This is a genomic window from Paraburkholderia pallida (assembly GCF_004524855.1).
In the GTDB taxonomy this organism is placed as follows: Bacteria; Pseudomonadota; Gammaproteobacteria; order Burkholderiales; family Burkholderiaceae; genus Paraburkholderia; species Paraburkholderia oxyphila.
On the sequence record NZ_CP038151.1, the window covers coordinates 958,375 to 977,250 of the forward strand.

Genomic DNA, 18,876 nt, shown 5'->3' on the forward strand with positions numbered 1-18,876 from the left:
GGGGAAGTCGAGTCACGCATCTACGCCTCCGTGGCCCGGGCTGCGCTGCGCCGCGCGTTCGGCGCGACGCATCAGGCGGCGCGCGCCATCCACGTCGCCCTGCACTTCGAGCAACGCGGCCAGATGCGTGAGCGCCTCGTAATGGCCGGGCTCCAGATACAGCGCCTTGCGATAGTGCTCGAGCGCTAGCGCGGCGCGGCCCTGGGCATCGGCGATCAGGCCGAGCAGATACCACGCCTCGGCGTCATGCGGCGACGCCTGCGCGACTTGCGCGGCGGCGCGGGCGGCTTCGTCGAGCGCGCCGGCGTCGGCGAGGCGGCGCGCGGATGCCAGCGTTGCGATGCCCGGCGAAGCCGCACCTCGCGCAGCTTCGACCGGCGGGTTGGCGCCCGACGAACCCGTGCCTCGCGTAGCTGCGCCCCACGGGGTGACGCCCGGCGTAAGGGCGGCGCGCCCCGCTGAACCTGGCGTTACGGCTGCGTGGATAGCGGTCCCCTTCGTCAACGTGCCTTGCAACTGCGTGGATGCGGCTGCGCCGTTGGCCGACGCGCGCACGGTGGCCGAAGGCGCCCACTGCCCAGGTGAAGGAGCGCCGGGCGTCGCCACGCCGGGCGTCGCCACGCCGGGCGTCGCCACGCCGCGCGCCGCTACGCCAGGCATCGCCATACCGGGAATCGTCACGCCAACGCTGCCGCCCGCGCGCGCGGACGGCACGAGCGGCACGGCCGGCAACGGACGCCGCGCATCGGCCACCGGCTGAGCCACGCCTAATGCAGGCAGCGTCACACCCGGCAAGCCAGGCGCCCAGGCCGACCGCAAGGTATCCGAAACATGCGCGCCGCGTGCGGCGCCCTCGCCCGGCGCAGTGAACCCGAACGCAAGCGGGATCTGCGCCGACATCCACTCATGGCGCATCATGAGCCCCGTCTCCGCCGGCCCGACAAAGATCATCCCGCCATCGGCAAGACGCGCGCGCAACAGGCCGATCGCGCGGTCCTGTGCCTCGCGATCGAAATAGATCAGCACGTTGCGGCAGAAGATGAAGTCGTAGCGCACGGGATGCGCCGCGAGCCAGTCGAACAGGTTCGCGCGCTCGAACGACACGGCGCGCCGCACGGCGTCGGCGAGTTGCCAGCCGTCCGGCGTCGCGTGGAAGTAGCGCTCGCGAAACGCCAGCGCGTCGCCGCGAAACGCGTTGCGGCCATAGACGCCGCGCGCCGCGGCCTCGATCGAAGCCGCGCTGATGTCGATGGCGTCGATGCCGAACTGCTCGTGCACGAAGCCCGCGTCGATCAGCGCCATCGCCGCCGAATAAGGCTCCTCGCCGGTCGAGCACGGCACGCTGAGCACCCGCACGAGTTCGCCGGGCTGCACCGCAAGGCGCTGCGCCCCGCCGCGAGCGAGCGCCGCGAACGCCTCGCGCTCGCGAAAGAACCAGGTTTCGGGCACGACGAGCGCGTCGATGAGCGCCTGGCGCTCGGCGGCGTCGGTCGTGAGGCGTGTCCAGTAGGCGTCGCGCACCGCTTCGGGCAGGGCCGCGCCGCCGGCCCACTGTGCCGGCATCGCCGCTGCATGCGTTGCGCGCGCGCCGTGCGGCTCGGGCGCGCCGTCCTGCGCGTCCGGCGCCACGACGAGCGCCGCGCGCGCGGCCACGGCGCGAGCGAGCGCGTGGGAGCCCAGCGATTCGGCGTCGATGCCGGTCTCCTGCACGAGCCAGGCCGCGAAACGCGGATCCACGTACTGTTGGGCGGCCATCATGGCGTACGCCCTGCCGGTATCGAATCGCCCGGCATGGCGTTGCCGGGCACGGCCGAGTCGCGCCAGGTGGGCGGATCGGGAAAGAGCAGCGCGCGCACCCGTTCGTCGAGCAGTTGCCCGACCTTCACCCATTGCACGAAGCCGTGCGCGTCGCTCGCCACGGGGCCGAGCCAGCGCGCCTCGGGCGTCGCAATGCCGCCATCGGCGAACGCTTCGGGCGCGAGCGTCTGGGTGCGCGTCGCGCATTCGAGCAGCAGCGCGATGCAGCGCGGCCGCGCGCCATGTCCGCCTGATGCCGCAGCCATGGCCGCAGTCGTGCCCTCTGGGGTGCCCCGAGTCATGTCCAAAGCGCCCGGCGCTTGATCGTTCACGAGCACGAGCCGGGTCGACATGAGCGCGCGCGCCGGCCGGCCGAGCGCGAGCATCGCCATGTCGACGACCGGCACCGGCGCGCCCTCGTGATCGATCACGCCCGAGATATATGGCGGCGTGCCCGCGAACGCTCGCACCGGCTGCAGCGGCAGCACGCGCACGATCTCACGCGCATCGAGCGCGTACCGTTCGCCGTCCAGCTCGAACACGAGAAACAGCATCGCGGCTCCGTTCAATGGACCGAAAAGCGGGAAACCGGCAAGCGGCGGCCCGGAAAGCGGACGCCGCCGCCGCGCGCAACTGCGCGCACCACGACCCTCACGCCTCGATCCTGAAACGCGAAACGCCGGTGCGCAGCTCGTTGGCCACGAGCGTGAGATTGTCGATGGCCTGCGAGGACTGCCGCAGCGACTCCGCGGTCTGTTGCGCGGCTTCCGAGAGCTGCGTGAGCGCCTGGGTGATCTGCTCGGCGCTGGTGGCCTGGGCCTGCATGCCGTCGTTGACGACCTGGAAGCGCGGCGCGAGCGTCTGCACCGCGCCGATGATCTGCGAAAGCTGCGCGCCCACTTCCTGCACGTCGTGCATGCCGCGGCGCACTTCCTCGGCGAACTTGTCCATGCCCATCACGCCCGCCGAGACCGCCGACTGGATCTCCTTGACGGTCTGCTCGATGTCGTAGGTCGCCACCGCCGTCTGGTCGGCGAGACGCCGGATCTCGGTGGCCACCACGGCGAAGCCGCGCCCGTACTCGCCGGCCTTTTCCGCCTCGATGGCGGCGTTCAGCGAAAGCAGGTTGGTCTGGTCGGCGACCTTGGTGATGGTCGCCACGACCTGGTTGATGCTCACGGCCTTCTCGTTGAGGATCGCGAGCTTGGCGTTGACCGAGCCCGCGGCCTCCATCACGCCGCGCATGGTGTTCTCCATATGCGTGAGGCCGCTCTGGCTCGTGGTGGCGAGCCCAGCCGACTGCTCGGCCACGGTCGCCACTTCGCCCATCGTGCGCACGAGGTCGCGCGCGGTCGCGAAGATCTCGCGCGAGGTCGCGCCGATCTCGGTCGTGGTGGCCGCGGTCTCGCTCGCCGTGGCCTGCTGCTCCTTCGAGGTGGCCGCCACCTCGGCCACCGAGGTCGTCACCTGCAGCGACGACTTCTGTGCCTGGGCAACGAGGCTCGCGAGCTCGTCGCTCATGCGGTTGAAGCCGTCCTCGAGCACGCCGAACTCGTCGCGGCGGTTCAGGTGCAGACGTTGCGAGAGGTTGCCCATGCGCATCGAATCGTGCACCTCGACGAGGCGCGTCATCGGGCGCGTGATCGCGCGGTGCAGCGTATAGCCGGTCACGAGCGCGGCCAGCAGCACGACGCCGAGCGCCGTGGCCAGCGTGATCTCCGTGCCCGTGACCGAGCCGCGGATGGTCTGCGCCGAGTCGTCGGCCTGGGCGCGGTTTTCGTCGACGAGCGTGTTGGCCGCGTCTTCCACATCGTGCCACGCCGCGCCGAGTTGCAAGAACGCGGCCTGCGCGGCGGCGCGCTGGCCGGGCACCTGCCGCACGACGGCCATCAGCTGCGGCAGGTAGCGTGCATAAGCATCGTGGAAGCGCTGGTAGCGCGCGCGGTCGTCGCTGCGATACACCGTGCTCTCATATTGCTTCTCGTCCTGATCGACCTGGTTCAGGGCGGCGGGCAGTGTCCCGAGCATGCTCGCAATGCCCGCTGCATCGGGCTCGACGAAGGCGGCGCGCTCGACGACGTTGTAGGTCTTTCTCGTGGAGGCGCGCAGCGAGGTCGAATAGAACAGGCCCGGCACGGAATCGCGCGTGAGACTCAAGGCCTCGTCGTCGATGGCGCGCAGGCGGCTGTAGGAGATCGCGGCCATCACGAGCATCAGCACGAACAGCAAGCCGAAGCTCAAGACGATGCGCGTTCCGAGGGTGTAGCGGCCATGGGTCTGGCGCGGGAGTCCGGCTGAGCCGGAACGGGGCATGGCTGTGCTCATTACGCGTGGCCTTAACCGGTTGGCGAGGGAAGGCGCCCTGCGCCCGCGCAATGCGCGCGAGCGTACAGACGACGCAGCAAAAGCCCGTCAGCCGGGCTTCCGGGGCGTAGTGTAATGCGTCCGGGCACTTTTATGGGATGAGGGAAGAACAGGATGTGCCGCCGCCACACGCGCCAACGCGAATATCGGGATTGCTTTGCGGGCTCGGGAAGCTCAGGCGGTCTTGCGTGCGAAGCGCACCACGGCGTCCACCACCATCTCGCGATGACGCGCGCGCAGCCGCGGATGCGAGGGGTCGCGCCCGAACGCCGCGCCGAAGGTGTGGCGGTTGCTCACACGATGAAAGCACATCGAGCTGATCAGCAAGTGCAGGTCGATGGGATCGATGTCGTCGCGGAAGACGCCCGCGCTCACGCCGCGCGCGAGCAGGTCCTCGATGGTGCGGATCACGCTGGCGTTGCGGCTGCGGAACGTCTTGAGCCGCTCGAGGTACTTCGCGCCATGAATGTTCTCGATCGTCACGAGGCGCACGAAATCGCGATGGCGGTCGTGATAGTCGAAGGTGAATTCGACGAGACGCTTCAAGCCCTCCTCGGGATCGAGCTCGTCGATATGCAGGTCCTGCTCCAGCGCCCGGATGTCGCCGTACACCTTGTCGAGCACCGCTTCGTACAGCCCTTCCTTGCTGCCGAAGTAGTAATAGAGCATGCGCTTGGTGGTGTGCGTGCGCTCGGCGATCTGGTCCACGCGCGCGCCCGCGAGACCCATGGCCGAAAACTCGGCCGTCGCGACTTCGAGAATATTGCGCTTGGTCTGCTCCGGATCGTACTTGCGCCGGCTTTCGGATTGAGCGTCGTTGCGTTCGGCCGAAGCCGCCGGTCTTGCCATTTTGAGTGGAGCGCGAGTGGGATGGAATGCCGGCGATTCTAGCATGGGCGCCTGAAGCCCCGCCGGGCCTGACGCCCGGGCCGGCGGGGCTTCGGGCCGCCCCGGGAGCGCCCCCAGGGCCGAGGAGATCGCCCGGCGAAACTAGCGGCCCGCCGACTCGAATCGGCAAGCCGATCCTCCAGCCGCCTTACAGCTCGATGCGCTTGATGTCGCCCACCACGAAGATATACGACGCGGCGCCGACCAGCGCGATCGTGCCGATGAACGCGAGCGCCCAGACGAACGAGCCCGTCGCGCTCACGATCACCCCGACCACGAGCGGCGTGATGATGCCGGCGAGGTTGGCCGCCAGGTTGAAGATGCCGCCCGTGAGGCCCAGCATGCCGGCCGGTGCGATATCGGAAACGAGCGTCCAGCCGAGCGCGGCCATGCCCTGCGCGAAGAACGCCACCGAGAGGATCGCGATCACGGCCACGTTGCTCTGGACGAAGTTCGCGAGAATGATGGTCGACGCGAGCAGCAGCCCGGCGATGATCGGCAGCTTGCGCGCCACGTTGGCCGAGAGGCCCCGGCGCAGCATCCAGTCCGAGAAGGTGCCGCCGAACATCACGCCGATCGAAGCGGCGATGAACGGCATGATCGCGAAGAAGCCAATCTTGAGCCAGCCCATGTGGCGCTCGGTGGCGAGGTAGGTCGGGAACCACGTGAGGAAGAACACGAGCGTGGAGTTGCCCGCGAACTGGCCGAGGCAGATGCCCGCGAGCTGACGCTTGCGCAGCAGCTTGCCGGCCATGCGCCAGTCGAAGCCCTTCTTGCCCTCGGCCGCCTGCGCCTTGTCCGCGTCGGCCTTCGTGTCGTGCTTCGCGAGGCCGCCGCCCGCCTCGATATAGTCGAGCTCCGCGCGGTTGGCGCCCGGATGATCGTGCGGCTCGCGGTAGAAGCACCACCACACAAGGCCGAACGCGATGCCCACGGCGCCCACCACGTAGAACAGCGAGCGCCAGCCATAGGCGCCCATCAGCGCGAACAGGAAGGGGCTGAAGAACGCGAGGCCGACGTACTCGCCCACCGTATACGTGCCGGTCGCGAACGCGCGTTCCTGTTGCGGGAACCATGTCGCCACCACGCGGCTATTGGTGGGGAAGCACGGCGATTCAGCCACGCCGAGACCCAGCCGGCACGCGAGCAGCGCGCCCACGCTGCCGACGAAGCCCTGTACGAGCGTGCACATCGACCACAGCGTCATCGCGAGGTAGTACGTAACCTTGCTGCCGAAGCGGTCGAGAAACACGCCGCCCGGAATCTGCGCCACCACGTAGCTCCACGAGAACGCCGAGAAGATCAGCCCCATGAGCGCCGCGTTGATGCCCAGCTCCCTGGTGAGCTGCGGCGCCGCGATGCCAAGCACCGTGCGGTCCAGATAGTTGATCATCGTGCCGACGGCCAGCAGGCCGAGGATCCGATAGCGCGCCTTCGAGCGCCGCAGCGCGCCCTCGGCGGGCGTCGCGGCAAGGGTAGGCGCGTCGCGCCCCGTCGATACGGGTGGTGCCATGTCTCTCTCCTGACTATTTATGGCCGAGCGGATTCGCGAGCGGCGAGTTATTGGCCGGCGTCCTGCGCCAGCATCGATTGCAAATGCGCATACATGCGCTCGGCATCCGGCTCGAGGCCGGTGAAGAGCCGGAACGCATCCACGGCCTGATAGACCGCCATCCCACCGCCGCTCAAGACGCGGCAGCCGCGCCCTTCAGCCGCTTCGAGCAGCGCGGTGCGGATCGGGAAGTAGACGATGTCGGCCACCCACAGGCGCTCATGCAGATATTCGGCGGGCAGCGGCAAGCCGGGCAGCTTCGCCATGCCGGTGGGCGTGGCGTGAATGAGGCCCGTGGCGGCGGCCAGCGTCGCCTGCAAGTCGCCGCCTGCGCTCACGCGCGCGGCGGGAAAGCGCGCCTGCAACTCGTCGGCGAGCGCCTGGGCGCGCGTGGCGTCCACGTCGAACAGCGTGAGTGCGTGTGCACCCATCTGCAGCGCGGCATGCGCAACCGCCGCGCCCGCGCCGCCCGCGCCCAGTTGAACGACCGATTCGAGCGACACGTCGGGCAGCCCGCGCTTGAACGCGCTGGCGAATCCCGACCAGTCGGTGTTGTGGCCGATGCGCTTGCCATCGCGGAACAGCACCGTGTTCACGGCGCCGAGTGCCCGTGCGTCGTCCGAGAGCTCGTCGAGCAAGGGGATCACGGCCTGCTTGCACGGATAGGTGATGTTCAGGCCGTCGAAGCCCATGCGCTGCGCCGCGAGCAGCAGCTCGGGCAGCGCGTCGACGGCGAGGCCGAGCGCATCGAGGTCGATACGCCGGTACACATAGTTGAAGCCGAGCTCGCGCCCTTCCTTCTCGTGCATCGCGGGCGTGAGCGAGCCGCCGATACCCTTGCCGATCAGCCCGCAAAGGAACGAGCGCGGCTTCGTTGCGGTGTTGTGCTCGCTCATTTCGACACCTTCCCTGCCAGCAGCGTGGCCATGCGTTCGAGCGCGAGCACATAGCCCTGGGTGCCGCAGCCAACGATGATGCCTTCGGCTATAGGCGAAACGAACGAATGGTGCCGGAACGCCTCGCGCTTGTGGACATTGGAAATATGGACCTCGATCACGGGCTTGGCGATGGCCGAAAGCGCATCGGCAATGGCCACCGACGTATGCGTGTAGGCGGCCGGATTGATGACGATGCCGTCGACGCGCGTGCGCGCCTCGTGCAGCCAGTCGATCAACTGATGCTCGGCGTTCGACTGGCGGAAGTCGACTTCGAGCTGCAGCCGCTCAGCAGCTTCGCGGCACAGGCGCGCCACGTCGTCCAGCGTTTCGGACCCATATACCGCGGGTTCCCGCGTTCCCAGCAGATTGAGATTCGGCCCGTTCAGGACCAGTACCGACGGCAATAGCATCAGGCGCTCCACAATACGTAACAACTCGATAACCACGCGACAACTACGTTTCAGGCGCGGTATTTGCGGCGCATTTGCCCTGCCCCGCGGCCAACGCGCTCACCCCACGCATGGCCGCCAGTGTGCCGCGCACGCGCGCTCAGGTCACCCTGGGGTTTCCGAGAATTTGTACTAACTAGTTAGTTTTATTATCCTTGCAACACTCCGGCGGCGCTTGCGTGTGCAGCTTGCTTGCCCGCAGAGCGCGCAGCGCATGCCCCATCGGCCCGCGCAGCGCGCGCCGCCGGCCCCTGGTTATCGTTTATCCCGTTGCCACGCCATGTCCAAGCCGCCTCTCGCTTCAGCCCTTGCCCCGTTGTGCCGCTCGATCGCAACCGTCTCGATCAGCGGCACGCTTGCGGAAAAGCTCGCCGCGATCAGCGCCGCGGGCTTCGCGGGCGTGGAGATTTTCGAAAACGATTTGCTCTATTTCGAAGGCTCGCCCGCCGACGTGCGCCGCATGGCCGCCGACTTCGGGCTCGCCGTCGTGCTGTACCAGCCGTTTCGCGACTTCGAGGGCGTGAGCACCGGGCGGCTGGCGCGCAACCTCGAGCGCGTGAAGCGCAAATTCGATGTGATGCACGAGCTGGGCGCGGATCGCCTGCTGGTCTGCAGCAACGTCTCGCCCGACACGATCGACGACGACGCGCTCGCCATCGATCAACTCGGCCAACTCGCGCAGGCCGCCGCGCAGGCGGGCGTGGTGACGTGCTACGAGGCGCTCGCATGGGGCCGCCATGTGCGCACGTACCGCCACGCATGGAAGCTCGTAAACGCCGTGAATCATCCGAACCTCACGCTCGCGCTCGACAGCTTCCACACGCTCTCGCTCGACGACACGCCCGATGCGATCGCCACGATTCCGGGCGAGCGCATCGGCTTCGTGCAAATCGCCGATGCGCCGAAGATGAACATGGACGTGCTCGAATGGAGCCGCCATTACCGCTGCTTTCCGGGCCAGGGCGACTTCGCGCTCGCGGATTTCACGGCGCAGGTCGTGAAGAGTGGCTACACGGGCCCGCTCTCACTGGAAATCTTCAACGACGGCTTTCGCGGCGCGCCGCCTGCGGCCACTGCGGCGGACGGCAATCGCTCGCTGCTGTTGCTGGAAGAGCTGACACGCGAAGCGTTGACGCGCGAAGCACGAGGCGATGCCCTTGAGCAATCCGCGCCGCTCTACAACCCGCCCGCCGCGCCGGCGCACGCGGGCTGGCAATTCCTCGAGTTCGCAGTGGACGACGCCGCGCGCCAGCGTGTGGCCAGCTGGCTCGAAAAGCTCCATTTCCGCCGCGCGGGGCGGCACCGCTCGAAAGACGTGACGCTCTACCAGCACGGCTCGGCGGCCATCGTGCTGAACGCCGAGCCCGATTCGTTCGCCGATGCGTTCTTTCAGCGCCACGGGCTTTCGCTGTGCGCCTCGGCCTTGCGCGTGGACGATGCGCGTCTCGCGCTCGAACGTGCGGCGGGTTTCGGCTATCAGCCGTTCTCGGGCCGCCTCGGCCCCAACGAGCGCGTGGTGCCGGCCGTCCAGGCGCCGGACGGCAGTCTTAACTATTTCGTTAACGAACAGCCAGGCGAACCGACGCTCTTCGAAGCCGACTTCGTGCTCACCGATGTGGACGGTCCCACGGAGGTCGGCCCGATCACGGGCATCGATCACGTGAGCCTCGCGCTCCCGGCCGGTTCGTTCGACGCATGGGTGCTGTTCCTGAAAGCGGTGTTCGGCCTGCAGGCGAGCGCCGCCGTCCTGCTGCCCGATCCCTACGGCCTCGTGCGCAGCCGCGCGCTCTTCAGCGCCGACCGCGGCCTGCGCATGGTGCTCAATGCCTCGGTCGATCCGCACACCGCGACCGCCGAAAGCGTGCGTGCCTATCACGGCACCGGCCTGAACCACGTGGCGTTCGGCACCGGCGACATCTTCCGCGCCGTCACGGAATTCGAAGCGGCGGGCGTGCCGCTGCTGCGCGTGCCGGCCAACTACTACGACGATCTCGAAGCGCGCCACACACTGCCCGCCGAGTTCCTCGACGCACTGCGCGAGCACAACCTCCTCTACGACCGCGACGAGCAAGGCGGCGAGTTCCTGCACGCCTACACCGAAACGCTCGACCAGCGCTTCTTCCTGGAACTGGTGGAGCGCCGCGGCGGCTACGACGGCTATGGCGCGCCGAACGCGGCGGTGCGTCTTGCCGCGCAGGCACGCCAGCGCTCGCGCGACGCGCGTCAGGACGACGAACACGACAAGAGCCTATAAGGCCCCCCAGAAGCATCCCCGGCGATATCGACCGAGCAACACGCAGCGACACGGAGCAATCCGTGCCGCTCGCAGCGCGCGCTTACGCAAAACGCTACGCCGATCGGCGATACGCCAACAATCAATAAGTAATCCTATAATTCTTGGAGATTTACGACGATGAAGAAGACTGGCTTCGGTCCGGGTATTTTCGTAGCCGCAGGCGCCGCGTTGATCGCGGGCCCGGCGTTCGCACAATCCAGCGTCACGCTCTACGGCGCTGTCGACGACGCAATTACTTACGTCAACAACCAGAACGGTCACTCGAACGTGTACCTGCGTCAGGGCAACGTCTATGCCTCGAAGTTCGGCCTGCAAGGCAAGGAAGACCTGGGCGGCGGCACGCTCGCGATCTTCGACCTGCAAAACGGCTTCGATCCGAATAGCGGAGCGCTCCAGACCAACGGCCTGATTTTCAACCGCCAGGCCTACGTGGGTTTGCAGAACCGCAGCGTGGGCCAGCTCACGCTCGGCCGCCAATACACGCCCTACTATCAGTTCGTGGGGCCGCTCACGGGCAGCAACTGGCTCACCGGCGCGACCGGCGCGCACCCCGGCGATATCGACGGACTCGACACCACCGTTCGCATCAACAACTCGGCGATCTACACCTCGCCCACCTGGTACGGCGTGCAGGCGAGCGCCATGTACGCGTTCGGCGGCATTGCGGGCAGCACCGGCAAGGGTCAGACATGGAGCACCGCGCTGCGATATGCAAACGGCCCGGTCTCGCTCGCCGCAGGCTACCTGCGCATGGACAACGCCGCGCTCACGAGCGGCTTCGACACCTCGTCGACCGCGAGCTTCGGCAAGTCGTCGCTGAACACGGGCTATGTTTCGGCGCGCGCCGTGCAGCACGTGGCCGTGGCGGGCAACTACACGATCGGCAATGTGATGCTGGGCGCATCGTATTCCAACGTCGAATACCTCGCGGGCGGCAAGTCGCTGTTCGGCACCACGGCCGTCTTCAACACCTGGGCGGCGCTCGCCACCTACCGCTTCACGCCTGCGTTCGACGTGGGCGGCGGCTTCGCCTACACGCTGGCCTCGAAGGCCAACGGCGTCACGAGCGCCGCGCGGTATGAGCAGGTCTCGCTCAAGGAGACCTATCACCTCTCCAAGCGGACTTCGCTTTACGCGCTGCAAGGCTATCAGCACGCGAGCGGCCAGACGCTCGGCGCGAACGGCGCGGGAGATGTCGTCGAAGCCAGCCCCTCGGTGGGTGACTCGCAGAACAGCACGCCGTCGAGCACGCACTCGCAGTTCGTCGGCATGGCGGGCATTGCGTTGCTGTTCTAATCAGGGCAGGCGAGACGTCACGCGGCCGGCGAGATCCGGCCGCGCATGACGCGTCAATCCGACGCAATTCGCCGCCCACTCGCGTCACGCGGGCGCCGCGGCGGCGCAGCAGCCCGGCAGGCTGTCATCCTGGCTCCGGCGATTCGGCCAGTGTGCGACACTGGCGCGTCTCGATCGAGCCGCCCCGGTTCTGGCGCGCCCGACGCGCCCGCCGCCATCGGCGCCATCGACTGGCGGCGTCATGGCACATGGCGCCTTCAAGGCGCAGCGCGCGAGGCTCATGAGCCCAACCCTCAGCGCACATCCATGCCGGACGTCCCCTTATCCCAGCCGCGCGCGGCGCAACCGCGCCGCCGAGGCCTCGCCGCCGCGCTCTTCTTCCTCGTCATCGCAGCGGGCGCGGTCTATGTTATCAATCATCTCGTCGTCGACCTGCGCACGGTGCAGGGCAGCTCTGCGCTGCCGTTCGTCCTGCTCGGCATCGCGCTTGTCATCGCGCTCGGCTTCGAGTTCGTGAACGGCTTTCACGACACCGCCAACGCCGTCGCCACGGTCATCTACACGAACTCGCTCGAACCTCACACCGCTGTGGTCTGGTCGGGCGCATGGAATTTTCTCGGCGTGCTCGTCTCGAGCGGCGCGGTCGCGTTCGGCATCCTGCAACTGCTGCCCGTCGAGCTGATCCTCCAGGTGGGCAGCCACGCCGGGTTCGCCATGGTGTTCGCGCTGCTGATCGCGGCCATCCTCTGGAATCTCGGCACGTGGTATCTCGGGCTGCCCTCGTCGAGCTCGCATGCGCTGGTTGGCTCGATCATCGGCGTGGGCATCATGAACCAGTGGCTCAGCGGCCCTTCCGGTACTTCGGGCGTCGACTGGACCCAGGCGCTGGGCGTGGGCAAGGCCCTGCTGTTTTCACCCGTGGTGGGGTTCGTGCTCTCCGCGCTCTTGCTGCTCGCGCTGAAGCGCTTCGTGCCCGCGCCGCGCCTCTACCGCGAGCCCAAGCCGAACGAGCCGCCGCCGTTCTGGATTCGCGCGCTGCTCATTCTCACCTGCACGGGCGTCTCGTTCGCGCACGGCTCCAACGACGGGCAAAAGGGCATGGGCCTCATCATGCTGATCCTGATTGGCGTGGTGCCCACCGCCTATGCGCTCAACAAGGCCGTCACGCCCGAGCAGACCGTGACGTTCGTGGCATCCGCCCGCGCGGCTTCGACCACGCTCGCGCACTACGCGAGCGCCACGCCGCCCGACAATCCGCGCGCCGAAGTCGAAGCCTACGTAAGCACGCAGCGCCTGCAGCCCGCGACGCTGCCCGCGCTGCGCGCGCTCACCGACACCATCGGCGACCAGGTGAGCCGCTCGGGCTCGATGGCGCAGGTGCCGCAAACGATGGTCGACAACGTGCGCAACAACATGTACGTCGCTTCCGAGGCCATCCGGCTGATGGAGAAAGCGCATACGCCCGCCTTCTCCGCCGCCGACACCGCCACGCTGGAAGACTTTCGCAAGCAGATGGACCACGCCACCAAGTTCATCCCAACGTGGGTCAAGGTGGCGGTGGCCATCGCGCTCGGACTGGGAACGATGGTGGGCTGGAAGCGCGTTGTCGTGACTGTGGGCGAGAAGATCGGCAAGCAGCATCTGACCTACGGGCAAGGCGCGTCCGCCGAGGCCGTGGCCATGCTGACCATCGGCATGGCCGACGTCTACGGCCTGCCCGTTTCGACCACCCACGTGCTGGCCTCGGGCGTGGCGGGCACCATGGCCGCCAATGGCTCGGGCCTGCAGTGGTCGACCGTGCGTAATCTCGCGCTCGCATGGCTGCTCACGCTGCCCGCCTCGATCGCGCTTGCCGCCGGCCTGTTCTGGGTGTTTCGTCAGTCATTCTGAGCAAATTCCCGGCTACGCGCAGCGCATGCATCAGCGATGCGTGAACACCGGGTCGCGCTTTTCGAGGAAGGCCGCCATGCCTTCCTTCGCGTCCTCGCTCGCAAACCGCGCATGCAACTCGCGCCGCTCGAACAGCATGCCCTCGCCCAATGCGCTCTCCCAGGCGCGATTCACCGACTCCTTGATCGCCATGAGCGCGGGCAGCGAATAGCGCGCGATGCTGGCCGCGAGCGCCATGCTCTCGGCGCGCAGCGCGCACAGCGGCACGACGCGCGAAACGAGCCCATAGCGGTCGGCCTCGGTGGCATCGAGCACGCGCGCGCTCAGGCACATGTCCATCGCCTTGGCCTTGCCGATCGCGCGCGGCAGGCGCTGCGTGCCGCCCGCGCCGGGCAGCATCGCGAGGCGGACCTCGGGCAACGCGAAGCGCGCGGTGTCGGCCGCAATCACGATATCGCAGGCGAGTGCCAGCTCGCAGCCCCCGCCCATCGCGTAGCCCGCCACTGCCGCGATCACGGGCTTGCGCACGCGCCGGACGGTGTCCCAGTTGCGCGTGATGAAGTCGCGCCGGTAGACGTCCATGTACGACCAGCGCGCCATCGCGGCGATGTCCGCGCCCGCCGCAAACGCCTTCTCGCTGCCGCCGATGATGATCGCGCCAATGCTCTCGTCGGCGTCGAAACGCAGCAGCGCTTCGCCCAGCGCGTCCATTAGCGCATCGTCGAGCGCGTTCAGTTGCTTCGGCCGGTTGAGCGTGATCGTGCCCACCCGTCCTTCCACGCCGGTCAGAACCGGTTGCTCCTCCATGTTCGTTGCTCCTTTTATCGCTTCGATTGATCAGGTTTGCTGATCAAGCATTTCATTCAACAGATCGCGCAGCTTGAACTTCTGGATCTTGCCCGCCGGTGTGACCGGCATAGCGTCGAGCAGCAAGAGCCGCTCTGGCCAGTACTGGGTCGCCACGCCTTGGGTCTTCAAGAACGCCGTGAGCGAAGGCAGATCGACTGCCTCGCCAGGCTTGGGCACGATCACAGCGCAGGCGCGCTCGCCAAGCCGCGCGTCGGGCCACGCCACGATGGCTACCTGCGAGACACCGGGATGCCGGTACAGCAGCGCCTCGATCTCCACCACCGGAATGTTCTCGCCGCCGCGGATGATCACGTCCTTGCTGCGCCCGCTGATACGGATATAGCCTTGCGCATCGATGCTCGCGAGATCGCCCGTGTCGAACCAGCCCTGCGCATCGGTCGCGTTCAGATGCGCGCGCTTCAGATAGCCGCCGAACGCCGAGCACGCGCGCACGAACAGACGGCCTGCAACACCGGGCGGCAGTGTCTCGCCGTTCTCGTCGACCACCCTCGCCTCCACGCCCGGCAGCGGCGCGCCGTCGGTGGCGACTGAGCGCTCGTCCGCGTCGTCGAGACGCGTGAGCGTGACCGCGCCCATCTCCGTCATCCCCCAGGCGGAAACGATCTTCGCGCTCAGCGCCGCTCTCGCGCGCTCGACGAGCGCACCCGGAATCGGTGCACCCGCGCACAGGAACGTGCGCAGCGTCGGCACGGCCGTCCCGCTCTCCGTCACCGCATTGGCCAGATCGGACAGAAACGCCGTGGACGCCATCGTGAACGTGACACCCTCCCCCGCGATGAGCCCAAGCGCCGCCTGCGGCTGCCAAACGTCTTGCAGCACCGCGTGCGCGCGCAGCAGGATCGGCATCATCAGGCCATACATGAAACCGGTCTGGTGCGCCATCGGCGAGGCCATCAGCACGACGTCGTCGCGGCTGAGGCGCATGGCCTGCGCATACGGCACGATGTTCGAGAAGAGCGTGTTGGCGGTGTGCATCACGCCCTTCGGCTCGCCCGTGGTGCCCGAGGTGTAGAGCAGTTGCGTGACGTCGTCGGGGCCGGGACGATGGCGCGTGAGGATCTCGCTGGCGTCCGGCTGCAACTCCCATTGCGGACCCGAAAGCAGCGTCTCGAAGCTGTTGGCCGCCGTGCCGTCATCAATCACGATCACGTGCCGTAGCGCAGGCAAGCCGGGTTGCAGCGCGCTCAGCATCGGCTCGTAATCGGTGCCCCGAAAGCGCCTGGGCACCACCACGACCTTGCTTTCGCCGTGCGCGAGCATGAACGACAGCTCGCGCTCGCGAAAGATCGGCATGAGCGGATTGAGCACCGCGCCAATGCGCGAGCACGCGAGATAAAGCACCGTGAACTGCCACGAATTCGGCAACTGGATCGACACGACGTCACCGCGCGTCACGCCCAGGCGCACGAGCCCCACGGCGACGCGGTCGGCCAGCGCCGCCAGCTCGCGGTACGTGAAGCGCGTGGTCGTACCGTCCTCCACGCGCCGCGCGGTGAGCGCGATCTTGTCCGGGCACTCGGCCACGCAGGCGTCCAGTTCGTCGTTGATGGTGCGCCCCGGCCACCAGCGGCGCGTGGCTTCGCGCGCGCGCATCTGCTCGATCAATACTGCGTCGAACGCCATCGCATGCCCCCGTGCAAGAGAAGCGCCGCTCATGTGGGAACGGCGTCGCGCCCGGCGTTCGCGCGCGCCACGATGGTCTTCATGATCTGCGCCGTGCCGTCGCCGATCTGGAAGCCGAGGACGTCGCGCAGGCGCTGCTCCAGCGGCCCGCGATCGTAGCCGCCGTGGCCGAACGAGAGCAGGCATTGATGCACGACGTCGTAAGCGAGCTTCGGCCCCCACCATTTGCACATGGCCGCCTGCGCCGTGTGCGGCAGGCCGCGATCCTTGAGCCAGAGCGTTTGCAGGCACAGCAGGCGCGCGGCTTCGACCTGGGTCGCGTATTCGGCGAGCGGATGCGAGACGCCCTGAAACGCCGAAAGCGGCTTGCCGAACGCCTCGCGCTGCGCGACGTACTCCCAGGTCTCCTCGAGGCTCACGCTCGCGACCGCGAGCACCTGCAAGCCGATCAGCGCGCGCGAGAAGTCGAAGCCCTGCATCACCTGCACGAAGCCCTTGCCCTCGTCGCCTAGCCGATGATCGACGGGCACGCGCACGTTCTCGAAGAAGATCGAGCCGCGCCCGATCGCGCGCTGGCCGTGACAATCGAAACGGTTGCGCGTGATGCCGGGCAGATCCATCGGCACGAGCAGGGCCGAAACGCCGCGCGCGCCTTCCTCCACGCGGCCCGTGCGGGCGAACACCACGGCGGCGTCGGCCTGATCGGCGGCCGAGATCGACGTCTTCTCGCCGTTGAGCACGTAGTGATCACCCACGCGCTCCATCTTCAGCCGCAGGTTCGCCGCGTCCGAGCCGCCGCGCGGCTCGGTCAGCGCGATTGCGAGCAGCGCGCGACCCTGCGTGAGGCGCTCGAGCCACGGACGCGCGATCTCGGGTGCCGCGTGCTGGGCCAGAATCTGCCCATTGAGCGAAGCGAGCAGGTTGATATAGGAAAGGCTCAGGTCGGCGCGGGCAATCTCCTCGTGGATCACGCCCGCCGCCAGGCAGCCGAGCCCCTGGCCGCCATAGGCTTCGGGCAACTCCGGCGCGATGAATCCCATCTCGCCCATTTCGCGCATCAAGCCGCGGTCGAGCACGCGCGTTTGATCGCGCTCCTGAAAGCCGGGCGCGACGCGTCCCTGCGCGAAACGCCGCGCGTGCTCGCCAAGGGCGACGAGGTCTTCGTCGATATAGGGATTCATGTCCACTCCTGGTACGGGGTCGCTCTAGTAATTCGTCATACTAAACGTTGAAAATACGCCTTTACTTCGCGTACTTACGGAACTCGGGCTTGCGCTTCTCATTGAACGCACGCACGCCCTCGCGCGACTCCTCCGTGTCGTAATAGAGCTTGAGCGCATACATGCCCATGCCCGCGATGCCGGCCTGGTGCGCTGTATCCATGTTGAACGAGCGCTTGGCGATGGCGATGGCCGTCGGGCTCTTTTCCATGATCTCGTCGCACCACTTCTGCACTTCGGCGTCCAGTTGCTCGTGCGGCACGACCGCGTTCACGAGCCCCATCGCCAGCGCCTCGGCGGCAGGATAGCGGCGGCACAGATACCAGATCTCGCGCGCCTTCTTCTCACCCACCACGCGCGCAAGAAAGGCCGTGCCGTAGCCGGGGTCCACCGAGCCGACCTTTGGGCCGGCCTGCGCGAATACGGCCTTCTCCGAGGCGATCGTGAAATCGCAGATCGTGCACAGCACGTTGCCGCCGCCCACCGCATAGCCCTGCACGCGTGCGATCACGGGCTTGGGCACGTCGCGGATGGCGGTGTGCAACTCCTCCATCGGCAGCCCGATGGTGCCGCGCCCGTCGTATTGGCCTTCGTGCGCGGACTGGTCGCCACCGGTGCAGAACGCCTTGTCGCCCGCACCCGCCAGCACGATCACGCCAATCTCGCGTGAATAGCCCGCCTTGTTGATGGCGTGAATCAGCTCGTCGCAGGTGCGAGCGCGAAACGCGTTCATCTTCTCGGGGCGATTGATGGTGATCCATGCCGCGCCGTTGCGCACTTCGTAAAGAATGTCTTCGTAGTTCATGATCGAATCCTGTGTAGTGCTGCCAATCAATCAACCGGCCATGGTCAATCCGCCGGACACGCTCAGCACCTGCCCGGTGATGTAGCCCGCGTCGTCGCTGGCGAAGAAGACGATTGCGCCCGGCAAGTCCTCAGGCTGGCCGATGCGGCCCAGCGGAATCGAGCGCTGGAACGCTTCGAGCAACTTCTCGGGATTGCCCGCGCCTTCCTTGTAATCGGCGAAAAGGGCCGTGTCGGTCGGGCCCGGGCAGACCACGTTCACCGTGATGCCGTGGCGCGCGTGCTCACGCGCGATGGTCTTGGAGAACGACACGAGGCCGCCCTTGCATGCCGCGTAGACGGCCTCACCCGACGAGCCCACGCGCGCCGCATCGGAAGCGATGTTGACGATGCGCCCGCGCTTGCGCTCGACCATGCCGGGCAGCACGGCATGGTGCAGGTGCAGCGCGCCCATGAGATTGATCGCGATGAGCCGCTCCCACTGCGCGGGCTCCGTTTTCGTGAAGGGCTTGAAGACGTCCCAGCCCGCGTTGTTCACGAGCACGTCCACGGGGCCGAGTTGCGCCTCGGCTTGCGCGAGCGCCGCGTCCACCTCAGCGCGATTCGTGATGTCGCAGCGCAGCGCGAGCGCCTTGCCATCTTGCGCCTCGATCGATGCGCTCACCTTCTGCGCTGCTTCGAGCGAGAGATCGAGCACCGCCACGCGCGCGCCCTCCGCCGCAAAGCGCCGGCAAGTCGCGCCACCAATGCCGCCCCCGCCTCCCGTCACGACCACCGTGCGGCCTTCGAATTTCTTCATCGTGCTCCTCCATGCGTTACCAGGGTTACCATTGAGCCTGCTGGCGGTCGCGCTCCTTTTTCGGCCGCCTGAATTGCGTCAATATGTTGA

Annotated in this window: 14 protein-coding genes and 2 pseudogenes; 3 read left to right on the forward strand and 13 right to left on the reverse strand. The window is 67.5% G+C overall.

The window, feature by feature from the left end:
* Window positions 1-12 precede the first annotated feature (12 nt).
* The 8 genes and pseudogenes from E1956_RS39070 to aroQ all read right to left on the reverse strand — a co-directional run bounded on the left by E1956_RS39070 (window position 13) and on the right by aroQ (window position 7,949).
* Window positions 13-1,758, reverse strand: a complete 1,746-nt coding sequence (locus E1956_RS39070; RefSeq protein ID WP_232072211.1) for a CheR family methyltransferase — start codon at window positions 1,756-1,758, stop codon at window positions 13-15.
* Window positions 1,755-2,351 (reverse strand): chemotaxis protein CheW, encoded by a 597-nt coding sequence (locus E1956_RS39075; protein ID WP_134758667.1) that lies wholly within the window; start codon window positions 2,349-2,351, stop codon window positions 1,755-1,757. Before E1956_RS39075 ends, E1956_RS39070 begins: the two co-directional genes overlap by 4 nt.
* 97 nt (window positions 2,352-2,448) lie before the next feature.
* Window positions 2,449-3,597: pseudogene (locus tag E1956_RS39080) on the reverse strand (methyl-accepting chemotaxis protein); the annotation flags it as partial.
* Between the two features lie 6 nt (window positions 3,598-3,603).
* Window positions 3,604-4,122: pseudogene (locus tag E1956_RS47790) on the reverse strand (MCP four helix bundle domain-containing protein); the annotation flags it as partial.
* 213 nt (window positions 4,123-4,335) lie between these two features.
* A complete protein-coding gene (locus E1956_RS39085) occupies window positions 4,336-5,010 on the reverse strand; it encodes a TetR/AcrR family transcriptional regulator (RefSeq protein ID WP_134758669.1) in 675 nt (224 codons plus the stop codon).
* Window positions 5,011-5,197: 187 nt separating this feature from the next.
* Window positions 5,198-6,562, reverse strand: coding sequence for an MFS transporter (locus tag E1956_RS39090; RefSeq protein ID WP_134758670.1), 1,365 nt, complete (start codon window positions 6,560-6,562; stop codon window positions 5,198-5,200).
* A gap of 47 nt (window positions 6,563-6,609) precedes the next feature.
* Window positions 6,610-7,497, reverse strand: a complete 888-nt coding sequence (locus E1956_RS39095) for a shikimate dehydrogenase (RefSeq protein ID WP_134758671.1) — start codon at window positions 7,495-7,497, stop codon at window positions 6,610-6,612.
* Complete coding sequence (gene aroQ / locus E1956_RS39100; RefSeq protein ID WP_134758672.1) at window positions 7,494-7,949, reverse strand: type II 3-dehydroquinate dehydratase; 456 nt, start codon at window positions 7,947-7,949, stop codon at window positions 7,494-7,496. Before aroQ ends, E1956_RS39095 begins: the two co-directional genes overlap by 4 nt.
* A 355-nt stretch (window positions 7,950-8,304) precedes the next feature.
* On the opposite strand from aroQ, the gene E1956_RS39105 reads away from it, so the two are divergent.
* The 3 genes from E1956_RS39105 (at window position 8,305) to E1956_RS39115 (ending at window position 13,470) form a co-directional block, all read left to right on the forward strand.
* The gene (locus E1956_RS39105) at window positions 8,305-10,242 is read left to right on the forward strand and encodes a bifunctional sugar phosphate isomerase/epimerase/4-hydroxyphenylpyruvate dioxygenase family protein (protein ID WP_134759667.1); all 1,938 of its coding nucleotides are present in this window, start codon (window positions 8,305-8,307) and stop codon (window positions 10,240-10,242) included.
* 159 nt (window positions 10,243-10,401) lie between these two features.
* Window positions 10,402-11,580: a porin gene (locus tag E1956_RS39110; RefSeq protein WP_134758673.1), complete on the forward strand. Its 1,179-nt coding sequence runs from the start codon at window positions 10,402-10,404 to the stop codon at window positions 11,578-11,580.
* Window positions 11,581-11,886: 306 nt separating this feature from the next.
* A complete protein-coding gene (locus E1956_RS39115) occupies window positions 11,887-13,470 on the forward strand; it encodes an inorganic phosphate transporter (protein ID WP_134758674.1) in 1,584 nt (527 codons plus the stop codon).
* Window positions 13,471-13,500: 30 nt separating this feature from the next.
* Here the strand turns inward: E1956_RS39115 and E1956_RS39120 are convergent, their stop codons facing one another.
* The 5 genes from E1956_RS39120 to badH form a co-directional block, all read right to left on the reverse strand.
* Window positions 13,501-14,277 carry an enoyl-CoA hydratase gene (locus E1956_RS39120; protein WP_134758675.1) on the reverse strand — a complete coding sequence of 259 codons (777 nt, stop codon included), beginning with the start codon at window positions 14,275-14,277 and terminating at the stop codon, window positions 13,501-13,503.
* A 30-nt stretch (window positions 14,278-14,307) separates the two neighbouring features.
* Window positions 14,308-15,963 carry a cyclohexanecarboxylate-CoA ligase gene (aliA, locus tag E1956_RS39125; RefSeq protein WP_134758676.1) on the reverse strand — a complete coding sequence of 552 codons (1,656 nt, stop codon included), beginning with the start codon at window positions 15,961-15,963 and terminating at the stop codon, window positions 14,308-14,310.
* A gap of 29 nt (window positions 15,964-15,992) precedes the next feature.
* Window positions 15,993-17,144, reverse strand: coding sequence for a cyclohexanecarboxyl-CoA dehydrogenase (gene aliB / locus E1956_RS39130; protein WP_134758677.1), 1,152 nt, complete (start codon window positions 17,142-17,144; stop codon window positions 15,993-15,995).
* Window positions 17,145-17,205: 61 nt separating this feature from the next.
* A complete protein-coding gene (gene badI, locus E1956_RS39135; RefSeq protein WP_134758678.1) occupies window positions 17,206-17,988 on the reverse strand; it encodes a 2-ketocyclohexanecarboxyl-CoA hydrolase in 783 nt (260 codons plus the stop codon).
* A 30-nt stretch (window positions 17,989-18,018) separates the two neighbouring features.
* Window positions 18,019-18,786: a 2-hydroxycyclohexanecarboxyl-CoA dehydrogenase gene (badH, locus tag E1956_RS39140; protein ID WP_134758679.1), complete on the reverse strand. Its 768-nt coding sequence runs from the start codon at window positions 18,784-18,786 to the stop codon at window positions 18,019-18,021.
* Window positions 18,787-18,876 lie beyond the last annotated feature (90 nt).